This is a genomic window from Pseudoalteromonas sp. MMG010, assembly GCF_018100905.1.
GTDB lineage: Bacteria > Pseudomonadota > Gammaproteobacteria > Enterobacterales > Alteromonadaceae > Pseudoalteromonas.
Window position 1 is genome coordinate 369,032 of record NZ_JAGJEG010000001.1, and the last position, 22,939, is coordinate 391,970.

Annotated in this window: 26 protein-coding genes; 6 read left to right on the forward strand and 20 right to left on the reverse strand. The window is 39.4% G+C overall.

Annotated elements, in window-relative coordinates; translation table 11 throughout:
- Window positions 1-11: 11 nt before the first annotated feature.
- Window positions 12-1,055, reverse strand: coding sequence for a recombinase RecA (gene recA, locus J8L70_RS01735; protein ID WP_211053743.1), 1,044 nt, complete (start codon window positions 1,053-1,055; stop codon window positions 12-14).
- 66 nt (window positions 1,056-1,121) lie between these two features.
- Window positions 1,122-1,610 (reverse strand): CinA family protein, encoded by a 489-nt coding sequence (locus tag J8L70_RS01740; RefSeq protein WP_211053744.1) that lies wholly within the window; start codon window positions 1,608-1,610, stop codon window positions 1,122-1,124.
- Window positions 1,611-1,630: 20 nt separating this feature from the next.
- On the opposite strand from J8L70_RS01740, the gene mutS reads away from it, so the two are divergent.
- Complete coding sequence (gene mutS, locus J8L70_RS01745) at window positions 1,631-4,213, forward strand: DNA mismatch repair protein MutS (protein WP_211053745.1); 2,583 nt, start codon at window positions 1,631-1,633, stop codon at window positions 4,211-4,213.
- A 50-nt stretch (window positions 4,214-4,263) separates the two neighbouring features.
- On the opposite strand, the gene rpoS is transcribed toward mutS, so the two are convergent.
- From rpoS to J8L70_RS01800, 11 genes are all read right to left on the reverse strand, one after another.
- The gene (gene rpoS / locus J8L70_RS01750; RefSeq protein ID WP_211053746.1) at window positions 4,264-5,238 is read right to left on the reverse strand and encodes an RNA polymerase sigma factor RpoS; all 975 of its coding nucleotides are present in this window, start codon (window positions 5,236-5,238) and stop codon (window positions 4,264-4,266) included.
- A gap of 35 nt (window positions 5,239-5,273) precedes the next feature.
- A complete protein-coding gene (locus J8L70_RS01755) occupies window positions 5,274-6,098 on the reverse strand; it encodes a peptidoglycan DD-metalloendopeptidase family protein (RefSeq protein WP_211053747.1) in 825 nt (274 codons plus the stop codon).
- A gap of 42 nt (window positions 6,099-6,140) precedes the next feature.
- On the reverse strand, window positions 6,141-6,719 hold the full coding sequence (locus tag J8L70_RS01760; protein WP_211053748.1) for a YqaA family protein: 579 nt from the start codon (window positions 6,717-6,719) through the stop codon (window positions 6,141-6,143).
- Between the two features lie 9 nt (window positions 6,720-6,728).
- Entirely contained in the window at window positions 6,729-7,367 is a 639-nt protein-coding gene (locus tag J8L70_RS01765; protein ID WP_211053749.1) for a protein-L-isoaspartate(D-aspartate) O-methyltransferase, read from the reverse strand.
- Entirely contained in the window at window positions 7,357-8,121 is a 765-nt protein-coding gene (surE, locus tag J8L70_RS01770) for a 5'/3'-nucleotidase SurE (RefSeq protein ID WP_211053750.1), read from the reverse strand. Before surE ends, J8L70_RS01765 begins: the two co-directional genes overlap by 11 nt.
- Entirely contained in the window at window positions 8,099-9,151 is a 1,053-nt protein-coding gene (locus J8L70_RS01775; protein WP_211053751.1) for a tRNA pseudouridine(13) synthase TruD, read from the reverse strand. Before J8L70_RS01775 ends, surE begins: the two co-directional genes overlap by 23 nt.
- Entirely contained in the window at window positions 9,148-9,630 is a 483-nt protein-coding gene (gene ispF / locus J8L70_RS01780; RefSeq protein WP_211053752.1) for a 2-C-methyl-D-erythritol 2,4-cyclodiphosphate synthase, read from the reverse strand. The genes J8L70_RS01775 and ispF overlap by 4 nt, the downstream gene beginning before the upstream one ends.
- Window positions 9,627-10,328: a 2-C-methyl-D-erythritol 4-phosphate cytidylyltransferase gene (gene ispD, locus J8L70_RS01785; RefSeq protein WP_211053753.1), complete on the reverse strand. Its 702-nt coding sequence runs from the start codon at window positions 10,326-10,328 to the stop codon at window positions 9,627-9,629. The genes ispF and ispD overlap by 4 nt, the downstream gene beginning before the upstream one ends.
- Window positions 10,318-10,608: a cell division protein FtsB gene (gene ftsB, locus J8L70_RS01790; protein ID WP_211053754.1), complete on the reverse strand. Its 291-nt coding sequence runs from the start codon at window positions 10,606-10,608 to the stop codon at window positions 10,318-10,320. The genes ispD and ftsB overlap by 11 nt, the downstream gene beginning before the upstream one ends.
- A gap of 25 nt (window positions 10,609-10,633) precedes the next feature.
- A complete protein-coding gene (locus J8L70_RS01795; protein ID WP_211053755.1) occupies window positions 10,634-11,266 on the reverse strand; it encodes a hypothetical protein in 633 nt (210 codons plus the stop codon).
- 66 nt (window positions 11,267-11,332) lie between these two features.
- Entirely contained in the window at window positions 11,333-11,812 is a 480-nt protein-coding gene (locus tag J8L70_RS01800; RefSeq protein ID WP_211053756.1) for a DUF2947 domain-containing protein, read from the reverse strand.
- Window positions 11,813-11,871: 59 nt separating this feature from the next.
- Here J8L70_RS01800 and J8L70_RS01805 point away from each other — a divergent pair, with 59 nt between their 5' ends.
- The 3 genes from J8L70_RS01805 (at window position 11,872) to J8L70_RS01815 (ending at window position 14,331) form a co-directional block, all read left to right on the forward strand.
- The gene (locus tag J8L70_RS01805) at window positions 11,872-12,096 is read left to right on the forward strand and encodes a DUF1653 domain-containing protein (RefSeq protein ID WP_211053757.1); all 225 of its coding nucleotides are present in this window, start codon (window positions 11,872-11,874) and stop codon (window positions 12,094-12,096) included.
- Between the two features lie 51 nt (window positions 12,097-12,147).
- A complete protein-coding gene (locus J8L70_RS01810) occupies window positions 12,148-12,993 on the forward strand; it encodes a MoxR family ATPase (RefSeq protein ID WP_211053758.1) in 846 nt (281 codons plus the stop codon).
- Window positions 12,994-13,143: 150 nt separating this feature from the next.
- Window positions 13,144-14,331, forward strand: coding sequence for a VWA domain-containing protein (locus J8L70_RS01815; protein WP_211053759.1), 1,188 nt, complete (start codon window positions 13,144-13,146; stop codon window positions 14,329-14,331).
- Between the two features lie 82 nt (window positions 14,332-14,413).
- Here the strand turns inward: J8L70_RS01815 and J8L70_RS01820 are convergent, their stop codons facing one another.
- From J8L70_RS01820 to tkt, 7 genes are all read right to left on the reverse strand, one after another.
- A complete protein-coding gene (locus J8L70_RS01820) occupies window positions 14,414-15,394 on the reverse strand; it encodes a hypothetical protein (protein WP_211053760.1) in 981 nt (326 codons plus the stop codon).
- A 61-nt stretch (window positions 15,395-15,455) separates the two neighbouring features.
- Entirely contained in the window at window positions 15,456-15,872 is a 417-nt protein-coding gene (locus J8L70_RS01825; RefSeq protein WP_211053761.1) for a GNAT family N-acetyltransferase, read from the reverse strand.
- 18 nt (window positions 15,873-15,890) lie between these two features.
- Window positions 15,891-16,346 (reverse strand): GNAT family N-acetyltransferase, encoded by a 456-nt coding sequence (locus J8L70_RS01830; protein ID WP_211053762.1) that lies wholly within the window; start codon window positions 16,344-16,346, stop codon window positions 15,891-15,893.
- 64 nt (window positions 16,347-16,410) lie between these two features.
- Window positions 16,411-17,646: a divalent metal cation transporter gene (locus J8L70_RS01835; RefSeq protein ID WP_211053763.1), complete on the reverse strand. Its 1,236-nt coding sequence runs from the start codon at window positions 17,644-17,646 to the stop codon at window positions 16,411-16,413.
- Window positions 17,647-17,785: 139 nt separating this feature from the next.
- Window positions 17,786-18,142, reverse strand: coding sequence for a ribosome-associated translation inhibitor RaiA (gene raiA, locus J8L70_RS01840; protein ID WP_211053764.1), 357 nt, complete (start codon window positions 18,140-18,142; stop codon window positions 17,786-17,788).
- Window positions 18,143-18,311: 169 nt separating this feature from the next.
- Window positions 18,312-18,626 (reverse strand): pyrimidine/purine nucleoside phosphorylase, encoded by a 315-nt coding sequence (locus tag J8L70_RS01845; RefSeq protein WP_211053765.1) that lies wholly within the window; start codon window positions 18,624-18,626, stop codon window positions 18,312-18,314.
- 181 nt (window positions 18,627-18,807) lie between these two features.
- Window positions 18,808-20,799: a transketolase gene (gene tkt / locus J8L70_RS01850; RefSeq protein WP_211053766.1), complete on the reverse strand. Its 1,992-nt coding sequence runs from the start codon at window positions 20,797-20,799 to the stop codon at window positions 18,808-18,810.
- Window positions 20,800-21,077: 278 nt separating this feature from the next.
- Here tkt and metK point away from each other — a divergent pair, with 278 nt between their 5' ends.
- Both metK and J8L70_RS01860 read left to right on the forward strand, forming a co-directional pair.
- Window positions 21,078-22,229: a methionine adenosyltransferase gene (gene metK / locus J8L70_RS01855; RefSeq protein ID WP_211053767.1), complete on the forward strand. Its 1,152-nt coding sequence runs from the start codon at window positions 21,078-21,080 to the stop codon at window positions 22,227-22,229.
- A gap of 146 nt (window positions 22,230-22,375) precedes the next feature.
- On the forward strand, window positions 22,376-22,930 hold the full coding sequence (locus tag J8L70_RS01860; protein ID WP_211053768.1) for a hypothetical protein: 555 nt from the start codon (window positions 22,376-22,378) through the stop codon (window positions 22,928-22,930).
- The last annotated feature ends 9 nt before the right edge of the window (window positions 22,931-22,939 follow it).

Below are 22,939 nucleotides of genomic sequence, written 5' to 3' on the forward strand. Positions count from 1 at the left end.
CGTGTCACTATTTAAAGATCTTCTGCATCACCTAATGTATCTGCACCATCTTCTGGTTCAATGGTTGCTTTTAAAAGCAACATTTCACGTAACTTACCTTCAATCTCATCAGCAATTTCAGGGTTCTCTTTTAAGAACTTAATAGAGTTTGATTTACCTTGCCCTACTTTACTGCCATTGTAGCTGTACCATGCGCCGGCTTTCTCAACAATTTTATGTTTAACACCTAGGTCAATTAACTCACCTTGTTTAGAAATACCTTGGCCGTACATAATAATAAATTCAGCTTGTTTAAACGGAGGCGCAACTTTGTTTTTAACCACTTTCACACGGGTTTCATTACCAACCACTTCATCGCCTTCTTTAACAGAACCAATACGACGAATATCAATACGCACTGATGCGTAAAACTTAAGTGCGTTACCACCTGTGGTTGTTTCAGGGTTGCCAAACATAACACCAATTTTCATACGAATTTGGTTAATGAAAATACATAAGGTATTAGAACGTTTAATATTACCTGTAAGTTTACGCAGTGCTTGCGACATTAAGCGTGCTTGTAAGCCCATATGAGAGTCGCCCATATCGCCTTCAATCTCAGCTTTAGGTGTTAATGCCGCAACAGAATCGACAATCACAACATCAACAGCACTAGAGCGTACTAACATGTCACAAATTTCAAGTGCTTGTTCACCAGTGTCTGGTTGAGACACTAAAAGCTCATCTATATTTACACCTAATTTTTGTGCATACACAGGATCAAGAGCATGCTCTGCATCAACGAAGGCACATGTTTTACCTTCTTTTTGAGCTTGCGCGATAACTTGTAAAGTTAACGTTGTTTTACCTGATGATTCAGGACCGTATACTTCAACAATACGTCCCATAGGTAAACCACCTATGCCTAACGCTATATCTATACCTAGTGAACCAGTTGATACGGCTTCAATATCTAACGCTTTGTTATCGCCCAATTTCATAATTGAACCTTTACCAAATTGACGTTCAATTTGTGATAATGCAGCATCTAACGCTTTTTGTTTGTTATCGTTCATTTTGCTCTCCAAATCCAGCTAATGCGAACAGTATACTGTATAAAACAACAGTATCAAGTAATTTTATTACTTTATCTTTTCGATAATTTTTTTTATCGATAAAACAATAGCTTGCATTCTAACTTGTGTTCTATCTCCACTAAATACACGATAAAAAGCCCATTGTTCATCGTATATTTGTACAGTAAACCACACTAAACCAACGGGCTTATCTTTACTTGCTCCGCCAGGTCCTGCAATACCAGAAATAGACACCGCTATATCTGCACCACTTGCAGCAATAGCTCCTTTTGCCATTTCTCTTACGGTTTGCTCACTTACCGCACCAAATTGCGCTAAAGTAGTTTCGCTAACTTTAAGTAAATCTTGTTTAGATTGATTACTATACGTAACAAATGCTCGGTCAATATAATGTGAACTGCCAGGGGTATTTGTTAATGCAAAACTAACACCACCACCAGTACATGATTCAGCAGTAGTGATCCATAAGCGTTTATCCGTTAAAATAGCACCCAATTGTGCAGCAAGGGTTGTAATCTCTTGATGTAATTCCATATTCAGCCTTAGGTAAATACATGTCGTTTGATCTTTTTGCACCACACACTATAAAACAACAAACACCGATGATGCAGCAATATCTAAAAATAAAAGCAGATCATCGTGATATTTTATTGTTTTACAGAATGGGCGATTTTTATGAGCTATTTTTTGACGATGCCAAACGCGCAGCGCAACTTCTTGATATTTCACAAACTCATAGAGGTAAAGCCGGTGGCGACCCGATCCCAATGGCCGGGGTGCCTTATCATGCAGTAGAAAACTATTTAGCACGTTTAGTGCAAATGGGAGAATCGGTTGCAATATGTGAGCAAGTTGGCGATCCGGCCACCAGCAAAGGACCGGTTGAGCGTAAAGTCGTGCGTATTGTTACTCCAGGTACTATTTCGGATGAAGCACTATTACAAGAACGCCAAGATAATTTGCTCACCAGTGTTTGGCAAAATAAAAAAGGCGTGTACGGCATTGCTTATCTCGATATTAATTCTGGACGCTTTAATATTGTACAAGTAACGACTGACGAAGCATTTAGTTCTACTTTACAGCGTTTGGCCCCTGCAGAATTACTGTACAGTGAAAGCTTTGTAAATATGCATTTAATTGAGCATATTAAAGGCACTCGCCGCCGCCCTGAATGGGAGTTTGATTTAGACACCGCAGAGCACTTATTATGTAGTCAATTTGGCACTAAAGATTTAGTTGGCTTTGGTGTTGATAAAGCCCATGCAGCGCTTGTTGCAGCCGGTTGTTTAATGCAATATGTTAAAGACACCCAGCGCATTGCTTTACCCCATATTCGTGCCATTACGCTTGAGCATAACGAACACGCAGTGATCCTTGATGGCGCAACCCGAAAAAATTTAGAGTTAACAACCAATTTATCAGGTGGCACCGACAATACACTTGCTCAAGTACTTGATAAGACAGCAACAGCAATGGGGTCTCGGCTTTTAAAGCGACGAATTCATACCCCCATCAGAAATAAACAAGAATTAAATTCTCGTCTTAATGCAATCACAGCAGTCATCGACACTCAATTATATACAGAGCTACATGATGCACTAAAAGAGATTGGTGATATAGAACGAGTAATTGCTCGCTTAGCTTTATGCACTGCTCGCCCTCGTGATTTAACCCGTTTACGAAGCGCTTTACAAGCCTTAGCGCCGTTGCATGTTTTACTCAACGAGACAAGTGACTCACGCATAAAAGCGATTATAGAAAACAGTCCACAGTTGCCTCAGTTACAATCTTTACTTGAAAAGGCCGTGATAGATAACCCACCTGTTCTTATTCGAGATGGCGGCGTTATTGCCCCAGGTTATAACAGCGAACTTGATGAATGGCGCAATTTATCAAAAGGCGCAACCGATATACTTGATCAACTTGAGATACGTGAACGAGAACGTACAGGCATCAGCACGCTTAAAATTGGTTATAATAAAGTTCATGGTTTTTTCATCGAAGTGAGTCGTGCCAATGCGCACTTAGTGCCAGCAGATTACATTCGTCGTCAAACATTAAAAAATAACGAACGTTACATTATTCCTGAACTAAAAGAGCATGAAGATAAGGTATTAGGTAGTCAATCAAAAGCTCTTGCCCTTGAAAAGCAGCTTTACGAAGCATTATTTGACTACATTGCTCCGCATATTGAACAGCTACAAATAATGGCTGCTGCATTAGCTGATTTAGATGTCATTAACAATCTTGCTGAACGAGCTCAAACGCTCAACTATGCCAAACCCATACTATGCGATAACGACAACATCAGTATTAAACAAGGACGTCACCCGGTTGTTGAACAAGTCATGAAAGACCCGTTTATTGCCAACCCCGTGGAGCTTAACAGCCAACGTAAAATGTTGATTATCACGGGGCCTAATATGGGGGGTAAATCAACCTATATGCGACAAACAGCTTTGATCGTACTTATGACGCACATAGGAAGCTTTGTTCCCGCTGATAGCGCAGAAATTGGCAATATAGACCGTATTTTCACCCGTATTGGAGCAAGTGATGATTTAGCTTCGGGGCGCTCAACATTTATGGTTGAAATGACCGAGACGGCCACAATTTTAAATAATGCAACAGCACAATCATTGGTGTTAATGGATGAAATTGGGCGTGGTACCAGTACTTACGACGGGCTTTCGTTAGCTTATGCAACTGCGAATCACCTAGCTGATAAAATTTCTGCTAAAACATTATTTGCCACCCACTACTTTGAACTCACCGAACTTGCAGAGCAAACAACAGGATTAGTCAATGTGCACTTAGATGCCATAGAGCATAACGATAATATTGCATTTATGCATACCGTACTAGATGGAGCCGCAAGTAAGAGTTTTGGTTTGCAAGTGGCAGCACTGGCCGGTGTACCTAAGGCAGTTATTACACAAGCTAAACAAAAGTTAAAACGACTGGAAAATCACCAAAGTGTTAACCCAGCGAGCTCAGAGCAGCAAGCGTTTAGTTTTGATGAAAAAAGTGACAATACACCTTCTGAAATAGAACAACAGTTAGAGGCCATTGAGCCTGACAATCTAACACCGCGCCAAGCTCACGAATTACTTTATAAGTTAAAAGCTTTATTATGAACAAAAAAACCGGCTAGTCAGTAGCCGGTTTTTTTTAATACATAGTAAAACTAAGAAAACTGATCAAACAAGCTTTCTATGCTTAACCCCTCTTGCTTTAAAATATCTTTTAAGCGGCGTAGTGCCTCTACCTGTATTTGTCTTACACGTTCGCGAGTTAAACCGATTTCTCTGCCAACATCTTCAAGTGTTGATGGCTCGTAACCTAATAAACCAAAACGTCGTGCTAGTACTTCGCGTTGTTTAGGGTTTAATTCACCAAGCCAATCAATAATATGTTTATTTATATCATTATTTTGTACTTCACCTTCAGGCCCCGTACTTTTTTCATCGGCTATAATATCTAATAAAGCACTGTCATTTTCGCCGCCTATTGGCGTATCAACAGAGGTAATACGCTCATTTAAACGTAATATTTTTGTTACATCTTCAACGGGTTTATCTAAACGTTGTGCTATTTCTTCAGCGGTAGGTTCGTGGTCAAGTTTTTGTGTTAACTCGCGGGCGGTACGTAAATAAACGTTAAGCTCTTTTACAACATGAATAGGTAAGCGAATAGTGCGGGTTTGGTTCATTATTGCACGTTCAATAGTTTGACGTATCCACCAAGTAGCATATGTTGAAAAACGAAAACCACGTTCAGGATCAAATTTTTCAACCGCTCTTATTAACCCTAAATTGCCTTCCTCTACTAAATCTAGTAAAGCTAATCCGCGGTTATTGTATCTACGCGCTATTTTTACTACCAATCGTAAATTGCTTTCAATCATACGCTTACGAGAGGCTTCACAGCCTTTTAATGACTTTCTTGCAAAAAATACTTCTTCTTCGGCACTTAGTAGAGGAGAAAAACCAATTTCACCTAAATACATTTGTGTAGCATCGAGGTTTTTAACTACCTCTTCTTTAACCACCGTATCTTCAGTTTCGGTTTCATCTAGCAAGCCAACATCTTGCGTTACAATATTGTCGTCAACATTGTCGTGTGTTTTTTGTTTACGTGTACTTTGTGCTACGTTAGCCATAAGCCTTCTCCCAAGCGAGATATCAATACCAGTGATCAGGGTAGATATTTAGCAGGGTTTACAGCCTTTCCTCTATAACGTATTTCAAAACGAAGAGCTGTTACTGGTGATTCCGAATTACCAATCTCTGCTATTTTCTGACCTGCATTTATTTCCTGTTTTTCTTTAACCAATAATTTAGAGTTGTGAGCATAGGCGCTTAAGTAATCATCATTATGTTTTAGAATAATTAAATTACCATAGCCCCTTAATGCATTACCTGCATATACAACAGTCCCTTTTGCAGCAGCTAAAACAGGCGCTCCTTTTTTATTAGTAATTTGTAAACCTTTGTACCCATTTTCTTTATTAGAAAAGTGCTTGGCAATCTTTCCTTTAGCTGGCCAAATCCACTTTATTTTATTATTTGATAAATGCTTTGAATGACTAACTTTATTACTAACTTTAGGTTTAACATACTCTCGTTGTTTTGGCTTATCAAGCTCTTTATTTAATTTTTTGTTATTTTTTTGTTTAATTATATTGGTCTTTTTAGGTGTTTTTTTAACATTTTGTTTCGCTATTATTTTATTACTTGAAGGGATTAATGAAATAACTTGGCCGGGGTAAATAACGTAAGGTGCTGATATTGAATTAATTTTAGCTAACTCTCTAAAATCAACACCTGAACTGAATGAAATAGAATAAAGAGTATCATGCTTTCTTACGGTATAATCACCATTATAAATGTTAAAACTATGTATCGAATCATTAACATTACTATTTAGGCTACTGACAGGGGCAGGGGCATTACGCGATGAGCAGCCAAGTAATAATAAATTAAAAAAGAATATAACATGCAATATGCAGTGTTTTTTCATCGTAATGAGCTCCTAAGCGCCTTAAAGCATTCCTTTAATCTATTAACGAAGTAATAAATAAACTATTGCGATTAAAGCCACCATCCCCCAACCAAGGATTTCTATATACTGTCGTAATTTTGCCTCCATTTTCACTCCTCCCCATTTCATCAATGCTGACACTAAAAAAAAGCGTGCTCCACGACCAATCGCTGAAGCAATTAAAAAGGGAAAAAAGGCCATATGCATTACCCCAGCTCCAATAGTAAACACTTTATAGGGAATAGGAGAAAAGCCCGCTAAAAACACAACCCAAACACCATATTCTTTGAACCAATTAAGTGCAGTGTCAAACTTATCTTGCCAGTGCATCTGCGCTATTAAAGGCTCGACCACAGGTTCAAATAACCAAAAACCGAGAAAATAACCTAAAATACCGCCAATCACAGAGGCAACCGTAGCAAAGGTTGCAAAACGCCACGCCTTACTAGGCTGAGCAAGCGACATAGGAGCTAACATAACATCAGGTGGAACAGGGAAAATAACCGACTCAGCAAAACTCATACCCGCTAAGTAGCGTTCAGCATGACGGTGTTTAGCCCATACTAAGGCCATATCGTACAACTTTGTAAATAACTTCAATGTGAATTCCTATTCAATATCACCAGGTACCAAGGGTACAAAACGCACAGGCGCAATGACATGCTCTGAAAATTCAGTTCCTTTGCGAATGATCATAACTAATTTTTGTTCTTGTTCGCCAATAGGTGCTAATAACACACCGCCATCGGTTAATTGGTTAAGTAGCTCTGCCGGTAGTTTTGCAGCTGCCGCCGTCACTATTATTCCATCAAAAGGAGCTTGCGACTGCCACCCTTGCCAACCATCACCATGTTTCATAGATACATTATATAAATCGAGTTGATGTAACCGACGCTTAGCTTGCCATTGTAAAGCTTTGATGCGCTCAACGGAGTATATTTTGTTAAACGTTTTAGCCAGAACTGCGGTTTGATACCCAGAACCAGTGCCTATTTCAAGTACTTTGTCTCGCACTCCTGCTAAGTGTAAAAGCTCTGTCATACGGGCAACAATATAAGGCTGTGAAATCGTTTGCCCTTGCCCTATTGGTAATGCGGTATTCTCATACGCTTTATGCTTGAGCACATCATCAATAAAAAGGTGGCGTGGTATCTGTGCTATCGCACTTAACACTTTTGTATCTTCTACGCCTTCACGTGATAATAAATCGGCAAGGGCTTGTGCACTGCGAGAGTAATTAGCCAACACGATTTATCTCCAGATCGGATAACCAGTTTGACACCGCTTCAATACTTTCATTTGCTGTCATATCAACACTTAAAGGTGTCACTGATGCATAACCATTATTAATCGCATTAAAGTCTGTGCCTTCCCCTGCATCACTTTCGCTGCCTAATGAACCATACCAATATATATCTCGCCCCCATGGATCGGTTTGCTTTGTCATTGTTTCGGCTTTATGACGAGCCCCTAAACGCGTCACTTTTACTCCTTTTAAATCATCATAAGGAATATCAGGCACGTTTAAATTTAATATTTGATCTTTTGGTAACGGGTGTGAAGCTAAGCCTTTAATTATATTAACGGTAACTTGTGCTGCAGTTTCAAAATACGTCCCGTCATGCGAGCACAATGACACAGCAATAGCCGGTAAACCTAAATGCCGCCCTTCAGTTGCTGCAGCAACGGTTCCGGAATATAAGGTGTCGTCACCGAGATTAGCCCCATGATTAATACCAGCAACGACGAGGTCGGGTTTTTCATCGACCAGTTGATTTACACCTAAGTGGACACAATCAGTCGGTGTGCCGTTAACAGATATAAAACCATTTTCAAGCGTTGTACTTCGTAATGGGTTAATTAACGTGAGTGAATTACTGGCACCACTACAATTACGATCTGGTGCAACTAATGTCACATCGGCTATTTTTGTCAGTGCCGAGTATAAAACAGCAATCCCTTTTGCATTTACGCCATCGTCATTGCTCAGAAGTATCTTCATTTTTGCTGTCCTTTTCTTTTTTATCTTTTGGGCTAGCATCGGTGTAATTTACCAACTCTCGTAATAATGCGGTAGCAAAGCACCCTTTTGGTAAGCTAAAGCTTAGTTTTAACGTTGTTTCGTTTAGTGTTTCTACAGCTAAATTTTGCGGTATTAAACGAAGCATTCGGCGCTCGTTTTTCAGTCCTAACTCACCTAATCCATCACACCAATTTTGATAAGGCTTTAACCAGTCTTTTTCTATTTCGGTCAGGCCTTTTTCACTTGTTCCAGCCATTGGAGCCGACATAACAATATCGCCGGAAGCCAATCGTGCGATGTTTTCATCACTAATCGCATCTTCAAAAAAGGCGTTACTACCACTGAGCATAAAGACTTCGCGGTGCATTGTTTTAGCCAAACCATGTTCATGCACTCGTTTGCTGACAATTTGATTAAAAATATGAGAGCGGGCAGCTGAAATGATAATACCGCGTAACTTCTTATCGCGAATACGTTCACCTGCAAACATTTTTTCGGCCATCACTAAGTTATGACCATCACGACCAAAGCGCTGCTCGCCAAAGTAGTTAGGCACCCCACTTCGTACTGCGTTAATTCTACACAGTATGTCTAATGGCTGAGTAACATTACGCAAAGTAATAGTAAATTTATTACCTTTATGGCACCCCGTTCTTAACTTTCTTTCATGGCGCTGTTGCGAAAGTACAAAAAGACTATCGCTGTTAAGTTCACTAAAATCGATATGCTTTTTTATTGGCACCTTAACACTAAACCACTGACTACAAACGCCATGACGGTCTTTCATCCCAGAGTAACTAACTTCTCGTACTGGTACATTCGCTTTTTGCGCAATTAATTTAGCAACATATTGTGTGTTTTCGCCTTTTTTAACCACTTGTAAGCATACATGCTCGCCCTTACCGGTAAAATCAATCCCAAGTTCTTCATCAACAACAAAGTCTTCAGCTATTGTTTTAAAGTCGGCACTGGCAAGGGGAACCCCATAAAGATAATTTAAATCACTCATAACGTTGCTTTACTCATAATCACAACAGCATGGCTAGAAATCCCTTCTTTACGTCCTTCAAAACCAAGCTTTTCGGTGGTGGTTGCTTTGATATTTATTTGTTCAAGATCACAGTTTAAATCACTTGCAAGGTTTTTACGCATAGCGTGTATATGTGGCAACATTTTAGGCGCTTGTGCAACAATAGTCACATCACCATTCCCTAATGTGTAGCCTTTTTGCTTTGCTAAATCAACAACATGGCGCAATAAAATACGGCTATCAATGTTTTCGTACTCACTCGCGGTATCTGGAAAGTGCTTCCCTATATCACCTAACGCTAATGCCCCTAAAATGGCATCGCATAAAGCATGAATAGCAACATCACCATCTGAATGTGCTAAAAAACCTTGCGGGTAATCTATTTTCTCACCACAAATGGTTATCGGCCCTTCGCCGCCAAATTTATGCACGTCGAAACCATGACCAATTCGCATCATAAAGCACTCTCATTTTTTTGTTTTTGAAGTAAAAATCCCGCTAAATCTAAATCCTCGGGAGTGGTTATTTTAATATTATCACTGCGCCCAGAAACAAGTTGCACTGGTTTATTAGCCCACTCTATTGCCGATGCCTCATCAGTAATTGCAACATTATTTGCCAACGCATTTTGCAAAGCGTGTGTTAAATCATCGTATTTAAAAAGTTGCGGCGTAAGAGCTTGCCATAAATCATCACGGGGGACTGTTTGTTTACTATGGCTAATTCCGCGTTTAATCGTATCTTTTACCTTACTCGCTAAAATCCCCCCTTCGCTTACCCGCATGCATTGCTCTATTAAACGGGTGATATCATTAAGCTCAACAAGTGGACGGGCAGCATCATGTACTAGCACCCAATCAGGTGGATTATCGGCTAACGATAACAGCGCATTGAGCACCGAGTCAGCACGCTCTTTTCCACCACTAACCCTGTTAATTCGTTTATCGGAAAAAGTAAGTTGCTCATAAAATGGATCATCATCACTAACGGCAACAACAATACGGCTTAATTGCTCTAAGCAGCTAAGTTTAGCTAAGGTATGCTCTAAGATAGTTTGGCCAGCTAATTGAATATACTGCTTAGGCGCGCTGTGTTTCATACGCGAGCCAACACCCGCGGCTGGAACAATTGCTGAAATTGTTTGCTTAATTGTCATAGTGGGTTTGCGCAGGTAAAACACGAATAAATGTTTCACCCGGCTTAATCATTCCTAGTTCGTTACGTGCACGCTCTTCTACGCCTTCTTGACCTAGTTTTAAATCGTCAATATCGGCTTTTAATACTTTGTTTCTTTTTATTAATTTATCGTTTGTTTGTTCATGTAACTCTACCGCTGTTTTTAAACGGTTGTAGTCGTTAGCGCCATTGTGGCCAAACCAAAATCGATATTGTATAAACAGCGCCAAGCACAATAAAGTAAATTGAAAAAGTCGCATTGAACACCCCAGTGTTTTATTTAAATTAAACTAATGTTTGCTTGAGATTACGCCAATTAATATTGGTAGCCAGTAGCATCTCTCTAAGCGATAACACTCTTGGCGAACAACGTTTAGTGTGCTGCCACTGATGCCCGCAACACCCCGCAGCCATTAAGCTTTTATTGGGCTTTAGTGCAAAAAATGGTTGCTGCTCAAGCGATATTCCTTGGTAATCAAACCAGCCTAATTCGTTGCAATGTATTTGGTTATCAGCAATTTGGTCTACACAATCTAGTTTTATTTTAACTAAACCATATGCATTTATTAACACAGGTATTATTAACCCAACCTTGGCATAAACACTAAAAAAAGCATAATTAGTCTGTGGCTCTGACTGTGGTACTGTTGGCTTTTGCTTTGCCAACCAAGTGCCATTTTGTGCATCTAGTTCCAGTGGAGAGCCTCCATTAACAACTAATGACGCTGCTCGCTCTATATAAAACGGCAAACTTTTTAATTGCCTACGCAGCCGCTCAGGGCTTGGTTCAGCGACTAAACGCTGTACCTCTCGCTGATAAAATGCATTACATAAATGGGCATACACCACTTTTTGCAAATCAGTTTGCCAAATTTCACTTTGTTGATGCCCATCAATTAATTGTTTGCTTGCTGCCAATCGGACTACTCAAAACCATTTAGATACGTATTTTATAACACAGTACTGACTGATTTTTAAGCTAAACTAGCCTTTTGGCTTTTCGCCTAACTTAGCGTTACCTGTTTCTAAAAACTGCGCAACCGTTGTGCGCTTTTTGCCAATTAATAAACTACCGTCAGCTAAAAACATAAAACTTTGCCAATTGCGCTTAAATACATCAAAGGTTGTTTCTATAATGTTGTCACGCGCCATACAAAAATACACCGTAGTGTTAGCTTCCCACCCTAGATGAGTGATGATTTCTTCAGGAAGAGCAGCTCCTGACACTTCCCATACATCTTGCCAATTAATATCGTGCGAGAAATTTTCTTCGAGCCCACACCAATCACTGGTATCAAAAAAATCTGGGTGGTCGTGAACACGGCTTACCATTGTGCTCCACAATACAGCGGCACGTTCTTTAGCCATAGGCTTAATACGCTTTGCATCTTCAGCAGAAACAGGCATGTCTTTATGACGAAATACCCACGCTTTTTTGTAATCATCTAACGAAATATAATTCATAGTATTGGTGTAATCTTTGGCATAATAAAAGCAAATCATATTATACAAGAGAACGCAGCATGACTACAGCAATAAAACCGGGTTTATATCATCATTACAAAGGCGCAAAATATAAAGTGCTTCACCTTGCTACCCATAGCGAAACTGAAGAACAATTAGTTATTTATCAAGCCCTTTACGGCGAGTTTGGTATATGGGCTAGACCATTAAGCATGTTTACAGAAGCGGTAGAAAAAAATGGCGAAACGATTCCAAGATTTGCCTATATTGGCGATGAAGAATAACTGTGGCATTATAGCAAAACAAACAACTGCTCTGACCAGATGGAGAATATTGTGCACTTTACTTCTACCGAAAATTACATCGCCACCGAGGCATTAAAGCAAGCGGTTAATGCTGCCATCATGCTCGAAAAACCACTTTTAATAAAAGGTGAACCGGGGACAGGTAAAACCATGCTGGCACAAGAACTTGCCAATAGTTTAGATACTGAGCTTATTCAATGGCACATTAAATCTACAACCAAAGCTCAACAAGGTTTGTACGAGTATGATGCGGTTTCGCGCCTACGAGATAGCCAACTTGGTGACGAGCGTGTACATAATATTGGTAACTACATTGTTAAAGGTAAACTGTGGCAAGCATTTAACTATGCAGAACTGAACGGCAAACGCCCTGTTTTGTTAATTGATGAGATAGACAAAGCCGATATTGAATTTCCTAACGACTTACTGCTTGAGCTCGATAAAATGGAATTTCATGTTTACGAAACAAACGAGCGTGTTGTCGCTAAAGAGCGCCCTATTGTGATTATCACTTCAAACAATGAAAAAGAGTTGCCGGATGCATTTTTACGCCGCTGCTTTTTTCATTATATTGATTTTCCAAGTACAGATGAAATGCAGCAAATTATCGATGTGCACTATCCCGATGTAAAACAAGAGTTAGTTCGCCAAGCGCTCGACGTATTCTTTAACCTACGCGATGCAAATGGCCTTAAAAAGAAACCCTCAACCAGCGAACTGTTAGATTGGTTAAAGCTACTCATGGCTGAAGACATCGACGCTAAAACCCTGCACGATAAAAGTCAAAAAGGCGGCTTAATGCCAATGTTTGGTGCGCTTTTAAAAAATGAGCAAGATATAAGCTTAATCGAAAAACTGGCGTTAATGAGCCGCTAGGACTTGTTGAGCTTTCAGGCAGCGCGTGTTTGGTATCTATGCTGTGTAATCGCCTATTTATGCCAAATATCCACACTACTAGGCTCTGCCTTGCCTAAACACCAAACATACTGCTGCAAATTTAACCTTGAAAGATAAACAGGCCTTAACATGTTAGTACAGTTTTTTTTCACGCTGCGTAAATACCGTTTACCCGTGAGTTTACGCGAACTTCTCGATTTAATTAACGCCTTAAAAAAAGGGGTTATATTTGCTGATATAGACGGCTTTTACCACCTTGCACGTACTATCATGGTTAAAGATGAAACTCACTTTGATCGTTTTGACAAAGCATTTAGTGACTATTTTAGTGGCATTGCCGACATCGACTTATTAGAAAGCTTAAAACAGCAGCACAACCTACCTGAAGATTGGCTACGTAAAGAGTTTGAAAAACACCTAAGTGATGAAGAAAAAGCCCAGCTTAAAGCGATGGGCGGACTTGATGAGCTCATGAAAACCCTTAAAGCGCGCCTCGAAGAGCAACAAAAGCGTCACGCTGGTGGTAATAAATGGGTCGGTACTGGTGGCACATCTCCCTTTGGTGCCTATGGGTATAATCCTGAAGGTGTCCGTATCGGGCAAAATGGTAACCGCAACCGCCAAGCAGTTAAAGTGTGGGACAAACGTGAATATCGTAATTTAGATTCTGATCGAGAAATTGGCTCACGCACAATTAAACTCGCTCTTAAAAAACTACGTAAATTTGCTCGTACGGGCGCAAGCGACATACTAGATTTAAACGAAACTATTCGCGCGACCGCCAAGCAAGGTGGCATGCTAGATGTAAAAATGGCCCCCGAGCGCCATAATGCCGTTAAGGTATTGATGCTTTTTGATATCGGCGGTTCAATGGATGACTACATTCACACCTGCGAAGAGTTATTTAGTGCAGCCCACAGCGAGTTTAAGCATTTGGAGTTCTACTACTTTCATAACTGTTTATACGAGCACGTGTGGCAGGACAACCAGCGCCGCCATTCTAATGTGATTGATACTATGTCACTGCTTAATAAATTTACCAGCGACTACAAAGTGATCTTTGTCGGTGATGCCACGATGGGCCCATACGAAATAGCCTACCCCGGCGGCTCGGTAGAGCATTACAACGAGGAGCCCGGCAGTGTATGGTTACAACGTGTCACCCACCACTTTGATAAAGTTGCGTGGCTAAATCCTCAACCGGTGACGCATTGGCCGTACTATCAGTCAATTGATTTTATAAAGCAGTTGATGAATAACAGAATGTACCCCCTCACGTTAGATGGGATAAGTAAGGCAATAAAAGAATTGAGTTAAAATCTTAAAAAGGTGTTAAATACACACTGTCATTAACACCTTTTTGAAAATAAAATTGTTATAGATTAAATTATAAAACTTGTTAATCAAATTTAGGAATTGGCCATACTTGTTGCATCCCATCACTGGTGTTAGTGATTGCTTTATTGCCTGCAAAAAATGACACAGCGAGTACTGATGCTCTATCGCGACCCGCCTTTTTATAAGTCTCCCATTCAGCCATTAGCTGTCCATCTGACACTTGCCAAAGCCTTGCTTTTCTATTGGGTGAGCCCGTTAAAAGCCATTTGTTATCTTTAGAGAATACAGAATCATTAATTTCTAAAAACCGTGCGTTAATTTGCAAAGATGCAAGCTCTTCACCGTTTTCACTGTTGAACAACATACGTTCGCCTAACGCATCAATCGCCAATCCCAATTTACCATCGGGGCTAATATCGACATGGTTCACACGTGTCGGTAACTTAACACTTTGTAGTACTTCGCCTGTATCAGTACGCCATACTTTTACAAACTTATCACTAGAGCCACTAATAACTATATTTTCGGCTTTAGTTAACGCAATAGAGTTAATATCTAAACGATGGATTTTAAAGGTATTTACCTTGTTTTTGTCGATATCAATAATACTTGCACTGCCAGTTTTGTAGCCTAATGCAATTAACTTCCCATCTGCTGAAATAGTTAAATCACCAATAATATTATGTCCAGTGGACCAACTACCAAGTTGCTGCCCTGTCTTCAAATTATAAAGATCAACTTGTATGCGGTTAGAGGTAAAAAATACAGCGTTATTATCAGCAATGCCTAACATTTCACGTGGTTTAGAGGAATCTAAAGGAATACATGCGTACAGTTTTTGATTTGTTTTATTATCCCAAACACAAACCCCTTTTTGATCTGAGAGTATGGTGTAACGACCATCAGTTGAAATATCAATAGCTTGTACAATTGAATCACTGTAACTGGTTTGGCTTTGAGCCAATGAGGTTTTAACATTAAAATTACCACACCCTGCAATAATTAATATAAAGCACAGTAAGGTGAATTGTTTGAGTAACATACTATTTCCTTTTAGTTTTTTTAATGTATCTTACATGAGGCCCCCTCATAAAAGCTAATTATTATTTACCTATAAACTTACACATACCTAACCCTAAAGCGCTACCATCACGCTTTAAATAACCGTATTGTTCATAAAAGCTTTCTTTACCATGCGCACTTAATAAACCGACTGTCGTGCCATTAGAGCAGGTGTTGCTTAGGTAGTTTTCAATGTGGGTCATAATTAAATGGCCAATACCTTGGTTTTGATAGTTTGGAGCAACAATAATATCTTGAATATAAAAATACATTGCGCCATCACCAATTACTCTACCCACCCCTATTAACTTGTTAGTATCGTATACGGTGACCCAAAATAATGAATTTCGAATGCTTACTTTTAGTGTTTTATCATCAGGATTTTGCCATTTTACTTGTGAGCGTAAAATTGTAAATTCATCCAATGCTGGCGCTGTATGCTTAACTTTATATTTCATTGTCGCTCTAATGTTTCTTCAAAGCTCTTTACTCATAAACAGACTATACGGATCGAGCTCATAATCACCAAACGGTTCACACGCTTTAAAACCAAATTGAGTGTAGAGCTTTTGTGCGGGCAGAAATGCCTCAGCAGTGCCTGTTTCTAAGCTTAGCTTGTTGTAACCTCGCAAGGTCGATTGCTCAATAATATGCATAAGTAATTTGGCGGCTATGCCTTGGCGTAAATAGTCGCTTGATGTACGCATCGATTTAATTTCGCCATGAGTTGCATTTAGTGCGTTTAATGCGCCAACACCCGCTAAATTATTATCAATCCACAAACTATAAAAAGTGATACTTGGTTTTTCTAATTGACTGACATCCAGTGCATGCACACTTTCAATCGGTGAATGCTTTAACATATCATTATGATGCACTTGCAGCAGTTCAACAACTTGTGTACTTGCCAGCTCGCCTGTTCGAATATCCATGTATTCCTCTTATAATTTAAACGTTAATTAAGGTGTATTAAATAGAATGCTTAATAAGATAACACTAGGCTGTAAGCTTCCATACAACAAAAGCCACAGCAAATCCGACTAAATACACTAAGCCAAGCCAACTTAACCCTTGCAGCAACAGGCTGTGTTTAATATCAGATTCAGAACGAACTAAACTAAAGTTTAGCCATGCAAAAATTGGGGTCGTTATAAATGCCAAAGTCATAGCAAAGGTTAGCATCGGCCCTAAAGCAGATTTAAAAAACAAAATAACTAACATGCCACTTAATGCTTGTAATCCAAGCCAAATATTTAAACTATGTTTAGATTGTTTAAAGCCTAATAGTTTATAGGATTCATTAAGCGTGCGGGCATAACCATCAAGTACCGTCAAAGTGGTGCCAAACATACATAAAAATGCAATGGCAGACACCAGCGGCCTTGCCCATTCGCCAATGGTAAAGGCATACATATCGATTAGTTGTTTAGCAAATGCAACACCGCCCATAGCAATTTCATTACTTTGCCCATACTGTACCAGAACACCTAAACTAAAAAATATTAATGCCAATACCGCTGTTAACCAATATCCTAAATTAAAATCTAGTAAACCTTGTTTTTTTGTTACAACTTGTTGAGATGTCTGTTCTTTTAACCATAATGAGCTAATTGCTGAGATTTCTATTGGGGCTGGCATCCAGCCCATTAATGCCACCATAAAACTAAGCATGGCCAGTTCATATGGTGATGGTCCTATATAATTATCAGGGGCAACCATGCCGTTATTTAAGGCAACTCCCAAAGCGATGACTGTCGTAATAGTTAATACTAGCATTATGCCTTTGGCTACATTATCAAGCGCTTTAAAATGACCTAATAATAAAATAACTAAACAACTTGCTAATAAAATCCAGCAAAGCAAAGTGACTTCAATAACGACCGGCAAAGCGTAGTGTAATAAGCTTGCGGTAAGCAATAATACGCCTGCGGTATTAACCACAGCGGCAATAATATTAAGGCCAATAAAGCTATATAAATAAACGGGTCCCTTATTTTTATATCCTTGTATTAAACTGTTTTTAGTTGTTAACGTGTATTCGATACCAAATCTGAAAAATGGATATTTTAAAATATTCACCGCAAGAATTAGCCAAAATAACTGCCAGCCAAATAATGCACCGGCTTGTGTTGAGGCAACCAGGTGAGAGCCACCGATTGCGGCTGTTGCCATTAATATGCCAGGCCCAAAGGCACCCAAGCGAGCTTTTATAGAAGAGTGTGTAAACTGCATTAATTTCTCAAATTCAGTGTGTAATAAAATATTTTTATTAATATTTTGCTTAACTTATTTATTTAATGCATAACTTACCTAAAATGCGGGCAATAAAAAAGAGCCGTTAGGCTCTTTTTTATTGTGCTTTTAAGCTATTTTACTTTAAGTCCATTTCTTGGATTTTTTCGTGGGCTATTTCTGGAGTAGTCACTTCAGGCTTATCGTGTAAATGTGCTTTTATCTGACCTTTACGATGCTTTAGTGCCGCATCAAGTTTTTTAGATGCGCTGGCTATTGCTGGGTACATAACTTCGTTTTCCCCTTTTACCGATATTCGCGCACCTTCATAAATTGTACTAATTTCAACTTGGATTTTGTGATGTTCTTTAGACAAAATAATATCGAGTGAAATTAACGATGGAAAATGATTTGCAATTTTTGAAAATTTTTCGTTGATATGTTCTCTGATAGAGTCATTAACGTCTACATGGTGTCCGGAAAGATTAATTTTCATAGGGTATCCTTTTTAGTATTACCTCATAAATAGTATTGGGGGCTATTTAGATTTACACAAGCTAAAAAAGCATTATTTTGTAATTTTTTTGCCTTAATGTAGGGGTAAAATAAAAGTTCGAACAAAGTTTATGCAAAATCAGTGATGTACCGATTTTGCATATCATGTATTAATCAGTATAAGAACAGCAATAATCAGCAAAGTCGCTTACTTTTACATCAAAGCTAACGCCTGCATCAACATAAAATGACTCACCTGCGGTGTATGTTTTCCATTGTGTTTCACCTGGCAGTAAAATTTCCCACTCACCACCTAATAACTCCATTTGTTCTTTTTTAGAGGTATCAAACACAAACTCACCGGGTTGCATAAAACCAAGCGTTTTTGTTGTGCCATCATTAAACACAACGGTACGACTTGAAACTTTACCGTCAAAATATACATTTGCTTTTTTAATTACACTGACATTTTTAAATTCAGACATACTCATTCCTATTGTTCTATTTTCATTAAAATAATCTGCCACCACACTGCCTGATTGCATTGCCTCTTGCAACAAAAGTCATGGATTTGAAAATGAAATACTCTCACTTGCCAACGGTTAAGGCATAAAAAAACCCGCATTATATGCGGGTTTTTATATTTATTGGTTTAATCTAATACGATTAAAACAATGCGTTTGCTTTTGCCACAATATTATCAACGGTAAAGCCAAAGTGCTCAAACAGTTCGTTTGCCGGTGCAGACTCACCAAAGGTCGTCATACCCACTACAGCACCATTAAGGCCAACATATTTATACCAGTAATCAGCAATGCCTGCTTCTACAGCTACACGGCGTGAAACACTAGCAGGTAATACGCTTTCTTTGTATTGTGCGCTTTGATCTTCAAATGCATCAGTACATGGCATAGATACTACACGCACCTTTTTACCTTGTGAACGAAGCTGCGCTGCAGAGTCTTGTGCAAGCTGAACTTCAGAACCTGTCGCAATTAAAATAAGCTCAGGTTCACCATCACAACTTAATACATAACCGCCTTTTTTCACATCAGCTAATTGCTGTGCATCACGCGGTTGTTGCTCTAAACCTTGGCGAGTAAATATAAGCGATGTTGGGCCATCTTTACGCTCAATGGCTTGTTGCCATGCAATAGCCGATTCAACTTGGTCACACGGGCGCCAGTTATAAAGGTTAGGTGTTAAACGCATGCTCGCTATTTGCTCTACTGGTTGGTGAGTTGGACCATCTTCACCTAAACCAATTGAATCGTGCGTATATACAAAAATGCTGGGTTGCTTCATTAATGCGGCCATACGTACTGCATTACGTGCGTATTCCATAAACATTAAGAACGTAGCACCATAAGGAATAAAGCCTTTATGTAATGCAATACCATTCATAATTGCCGACATACCAAATTCACGTACACCGTAATACACGTAGTTACCACTTGCATCGTCAGCGGTTAAGCCCTTAGAGCCTTCCCAAATTGTTAGATTTGAGCCAGCTAAATCGGCTGATCCACCCATAAATTCGGGTAATAATGGGCCAAATACATTCAACGCATTTTGCGAGGCTTTACGCGATGCTGGATTTGCAGGGTTTGCTTGCAACTGCTCAATGTATTCTTGCGATTTTTGTGTCCACTCGGCTGGTAACTCACCTGCGGTACGACGTTTATATTCGGCTGCTAACTCTGGGTATGCTTTTGCGTATGCTGCAAATTTATCATCCCAGTTTGCTTCTAGTTTTTGACCTTTGTCTTTGTTATCCCATTCGCTGTATATATCAGCAGGGATTTCAAATGCATCGCCCGTCCATCCTAAAAACTCACGAGATGCTTTAATTTCATCATCGCCCAGAGGTGCACCATGACAATCATGGCTACCCGATTTATTTGGTGAACCATAACCAATAATTGTTTTACAACAAATAAGTGTTGGTTTGTCGGTTACACTTTTAGCTTCGCTAATTGCGGCACTGATCGCATCGCTATCATGGCCATCTACGCCACTAATAACATGCCAGCCGTATGCTTTAAAACGCGCAGGAGTATCATCGCTAAACCAACCTTCTACTTCACCATCAATAGAAATGCCGTTGTCATCCCAAAATGCAACCAGCTTACCTAGACCTAAGGTACCAGCTAGTGAACATGCTTCATGGGAAATACCTTCCATTAAACAACCGTCACCCATAAAGGCATAAGTATGGTGATCAACAATATCATGGCCTTCACGGTTAAATTGCGCTGCTAAGGCTTTTTCAGCAATAGCCATACCCACAGCATTTGTGATCCCTTGTCCAAGTGGACCCGTAGTGGTCTCTATACCCGGTGCATATCCATATTCTGGATGGCCTGGGGTTTTTGAGTGCATTTGACGGAAGTTTTTAATTTCATCTAATGGTAAGTCGTATCCACTTAAATGCAGTAAAGAATAGATAAGCATTGAACCGTGACCATTAGAAAGTATAAATCGGTCTCTATCGGCCCACTCTGGATTAGTTGGATTATGTTTTAGATAATCGCGCCATAAGACTTCGGCAATATCTGCCATGCCCATTGGGGCTCCAGGGTGACCAGATTTGGCCTTTTGTACAGCGTCCATTGATAAGACGCGAATAGCATTTGCAAGTTCTTTGCGAGATGGCATGAATTCTCCTACCTTTATATGTATTTGCGCGGGTATTTAGTGTGTTTTTATTAATATACCCATTCTTACTTATTGTTGGGGTAGTGTGCAATTAAAAACCCATAAAAATGAGGCATTATGAAAATTTTTTAAGAAGCAAAAACGATTACATATTTTATTTAGACGTCTAGGCGTAAAAACACTATGCAAGAAGAATTGTTTTAGATAAAATACGCCCCTTAATTTTTTAGCGCTAATACCGACGTTTGTGAAGCGCAATATTTGTGAGCAGCAATACAATGGCAAAACATTTATTTACTTCTGAATCAGTTTCTGAAGGTCATCCGGATAAAATCGCCGATCAAATCTCTGATGCGGTACTTGATGCAATACTAGAGCAAGACTCTCATGCACGTGTTGCGTGTGAAACATACGTAAAAACAGGTATGGTCATGGTCGGTGGCGAAATCACCACTAGCGCATGGGTTGATATTGAAGAAATCACCCGTAAAACAGTGCGTGAAATTGGCTACACCCATTCAGATATGGGTTTTGATGCAGACTCATGTGCTATTTTAAATACCATCGGTAAGCAATCACCTGATATTAACCAAGGTGTTGACCGCACAAGCCCTGAAGAACAAGGTGCTGGTGACCAAGGCCTAATGTTTGGTTATGCTTGTAACGAAACAGAAGTATTAATGCCTGCACCGATCACCTATTCTCACCGTTTAGTTCAGCGCCAAGCGCAAGTTCGTAAAAGTGGTGAACTAAACTGGTTACGTCCAGATGCTAAATCACAGGTTACTTTTGCATACGAAAACGGTAAACCGGTAGGTATTGATGCTGTGGTACTTTCTACTCAGCATTGTGATTCTATTTCGCAAAACGATTTAGTAGAAGCCGTAATGGAAACCATCATAAAACCGGTACTTCCTGCAGAGCTTATTACTAGCGCAACTAAATTTTTCATTAACCCAACAGGTCGCTTTGTAATTGGCGGACCTATGGGTGACTGTGGTTTAACAGGTCGTAAAATCATCGTAGATACATACGGTGGTATGGCGCGTCATGGTGGTGGTGCTTTCTCTGGTAAAGATCCATCAAAAGTTGACCGTAGTGCTGCTTATGCTGCTCGTTATGTTGCTAAAAATATTGTAGCAGCAGGACTTGCCGATAAATGTGAGTTACAAGTATCTTACGCAATTGGTGTGGCAGAGCCGACTTCTATCAGCGTTGAAACATTTGGCACAAGTAAATTAGAAGAAGCGCGTTTAATCGAACTAATTCGTCAACACTTTGACTTACGTCCATATGGTTTAATTCAAATGCTTGATCTTGAGCGCCCTATTTACCAACCAACAGCGGCTTATGGTCACTTTGGTCGTGATGAATTCCCATGGGAACGTACTGATAAAGCCGAAGCACTTCGTGCTGCAGCGGGTCTTTAATGATAACCTGCTAATTAGTGTTAATTAAAAAGCGCCGTTTTATACGGCGCTTTTTTTGTACGCATAACAAATTGAATAATTTACGTTTAAAAAATAAATGCTACTATATACTCAATTAATTGATATAAAGCATAAGTGAATAATTCATGCCTGAACAATATCGTGTAACGTTTTTATCCTTAGCTGATAATACAGATAGTGAAATAGCATGCGCTAATTTAGCTGCTAAACTGAAGGTTTCTGAAGATAAAATCACTGCCTTTTTAAATGGTAAACCACTTTTTTCTCCCTGTGCAAAAGACAAAGCATTTAAACAAGTAAAGTTGCTAAAAAGTATGGGAATAGAAACAAAAATTCAAACGTTTAGTAAGCCATCAAACAGCTTTTCTGCTCCCGCCACATCTGACTCTCAGCGTGATAAAAAAATATTTGATGCGCTTGACTACATCACCAGTAGCTTAATTCGTTTAGAAGAAAAACTTGACGAATTAGAGCAACGACTACCCGCTGATGAAAATAAGCAACTTACAAAGCAAGATGAGCAATGGGACGATACTGAGCTGTTAATAGATGATGATTTCATAACACCACAAAAAAAGAAGAACCCTTTACTTTATACCTTAATCGCAGGGGTCATTATCCTGTGTATTATCTTAGGTATTGATTTAGCATTCCCAGAGTTATTTTATTTTTTAAACTAAGCCACACTC

Bases quoted from the DNA above. Each gene is read 5' to 3' on its own strand.
- J8L70_RS01860 (WP_211053768.1), top strand. From the start codon at position 22,376: ATGCCTGAACAATATCGTGTAACGTTTTTATCCTTAGCTGATAATACA.
- mutS (WP_211053745.1), top strand. From the start codon at position 1,631: ATGTCGTTTGATCTTTTTGCACCACACACTATAAAACAACAAACACCG.
- J8L70_RS01755 (WP_211053747.1), bottom strand. From the start codon at position 6,098: ATGAAAAAACACTGCATATTGCATGTTATATTCTTTTTTAATTTATTA.
- J8L70_RS01830 (WP_211053762.1), bottom strand. From the start codon at position 16,346: ATGGATATTCGAACAGGCGAGCTGGCAAGTACACAAGTTGTTGAACTG.
- J8L70_RS01835 (WP_211053763.1), bottom strand. From the start codon at position 17,646: ATGCAGTTTACACACTCTTCTATAAAAGCTCGCTTGGGTGCCTTTGGG.
- J8L70_RS01740 (WP_211053744.1), bottom strand. From the start codon at position 1,610: ATGGAATTACATCAAGAGATTACAACCCTTGCTGCACAATTGGGTGCT.
- J8L70_RS01820 (WP_211053760.1), bottom strand. From the start codon at position 15,394: ATGTTACTCAAACAATTCACCTTACTGTGCTTTATATTAATTATTGCA.
- J8L70_RS01815 (WP_211053759.1), top strand. From the start codon at position 13,144: ATGTTAGTACAGTTTTTTTTCACGCTGCGTAAATACCGTTTACCCGTG.
- rpoS (WP_211053746.1), bottom strand. From the start codon at position 5,238: ATGGCTAACGTAGCACAAAGTACACGTAAACAAAAAACACACGACAAT.
- J8L70_RS01800 (WP_211053756.1), bottom strand. From the start codon at position 11,812: ATGAATTATATTTCGTTAGATGATTACAAAAAAGCGTGGGTATTTCGT.
- J8L70_RS01845 (WP_211053765.1), bottom strand. From the start codon at position 18,626: ATGTCTGAATTTAAAAATGTCAGTGTAATTAAAAAAGCAAATGTATAT.
- surE (WP_211053750.1), bottom strand. From the start codon at position 8,121: ATGAAGATACTTCTGAGCAATGACGATGGCGTAAATGCAAAAGGGATT.
- recA (WP_211053743.1), bottom strand. From the start codon at position 1,055: ATGAACGATAACAAACAAAAAGCGTTAGATGCTGCATTATCACAAATT.
- J8L70_RS01825 (WP_211053761.1), bottom strand. From the start codon at position 15,872: ATGAAATATAAAGTTAAGCATACAGCGCCAGCATTGGATGAATTTACA.
- ispF (WP_211053752.1), bottom strand. From the start codon at position 9,630: ATGATGCGAATTGGTCATGGTTTCGACGTGCATAAATTTGGCGGCGAA.
- metK (WP_211053767.1), top strand. From the start codon at position 21,078: ATGGCAAAACATTTATTTACTTCTGAATCAGTTTCTGAAGGTCATCCG.
- J8L70_RS01805 (WP_211053757.1), top strand. From the start codon at position 11,872: ATGACTACAGCAATAAAACCGGGTTTATATCATCATTACAAAGGCGCA.
- ispD (WP_211053753.1), bottom strand. From the start codon at position 10,328: ATGACAATTAAGCAAACAATTTCAGCAATTGTTCCAGCCGCGGGTGTT.
- J8L70_RS01775 (WP_211053751.1), bottom strand. From the start codon at position 9,151: ATGAGTGATTTAAATTATCTTTATGGGGTTCCCCTTGCCAGTGCCGAC.
- ftsB (WP_211053754.1), bottom strand. From the start codon at position 10,608: ATGCGACTTTTTCAATTTACTTTATTGTGCTTGGCGCTGTTTATACAA.
- tkt (WP_211053766.1), bottom strand. From the start codon at position 20,799: ATGCCATCTCGCAAAGAACTTGCAAATGCTATTCGCGTCTTATCAATG.
- raiA (WP_211053764.1), bottom strand. From the start codon at position 18,142: ATGAAAATTAATCTTTCCGGACACCATGTAGACGTTAATGACTCTATC.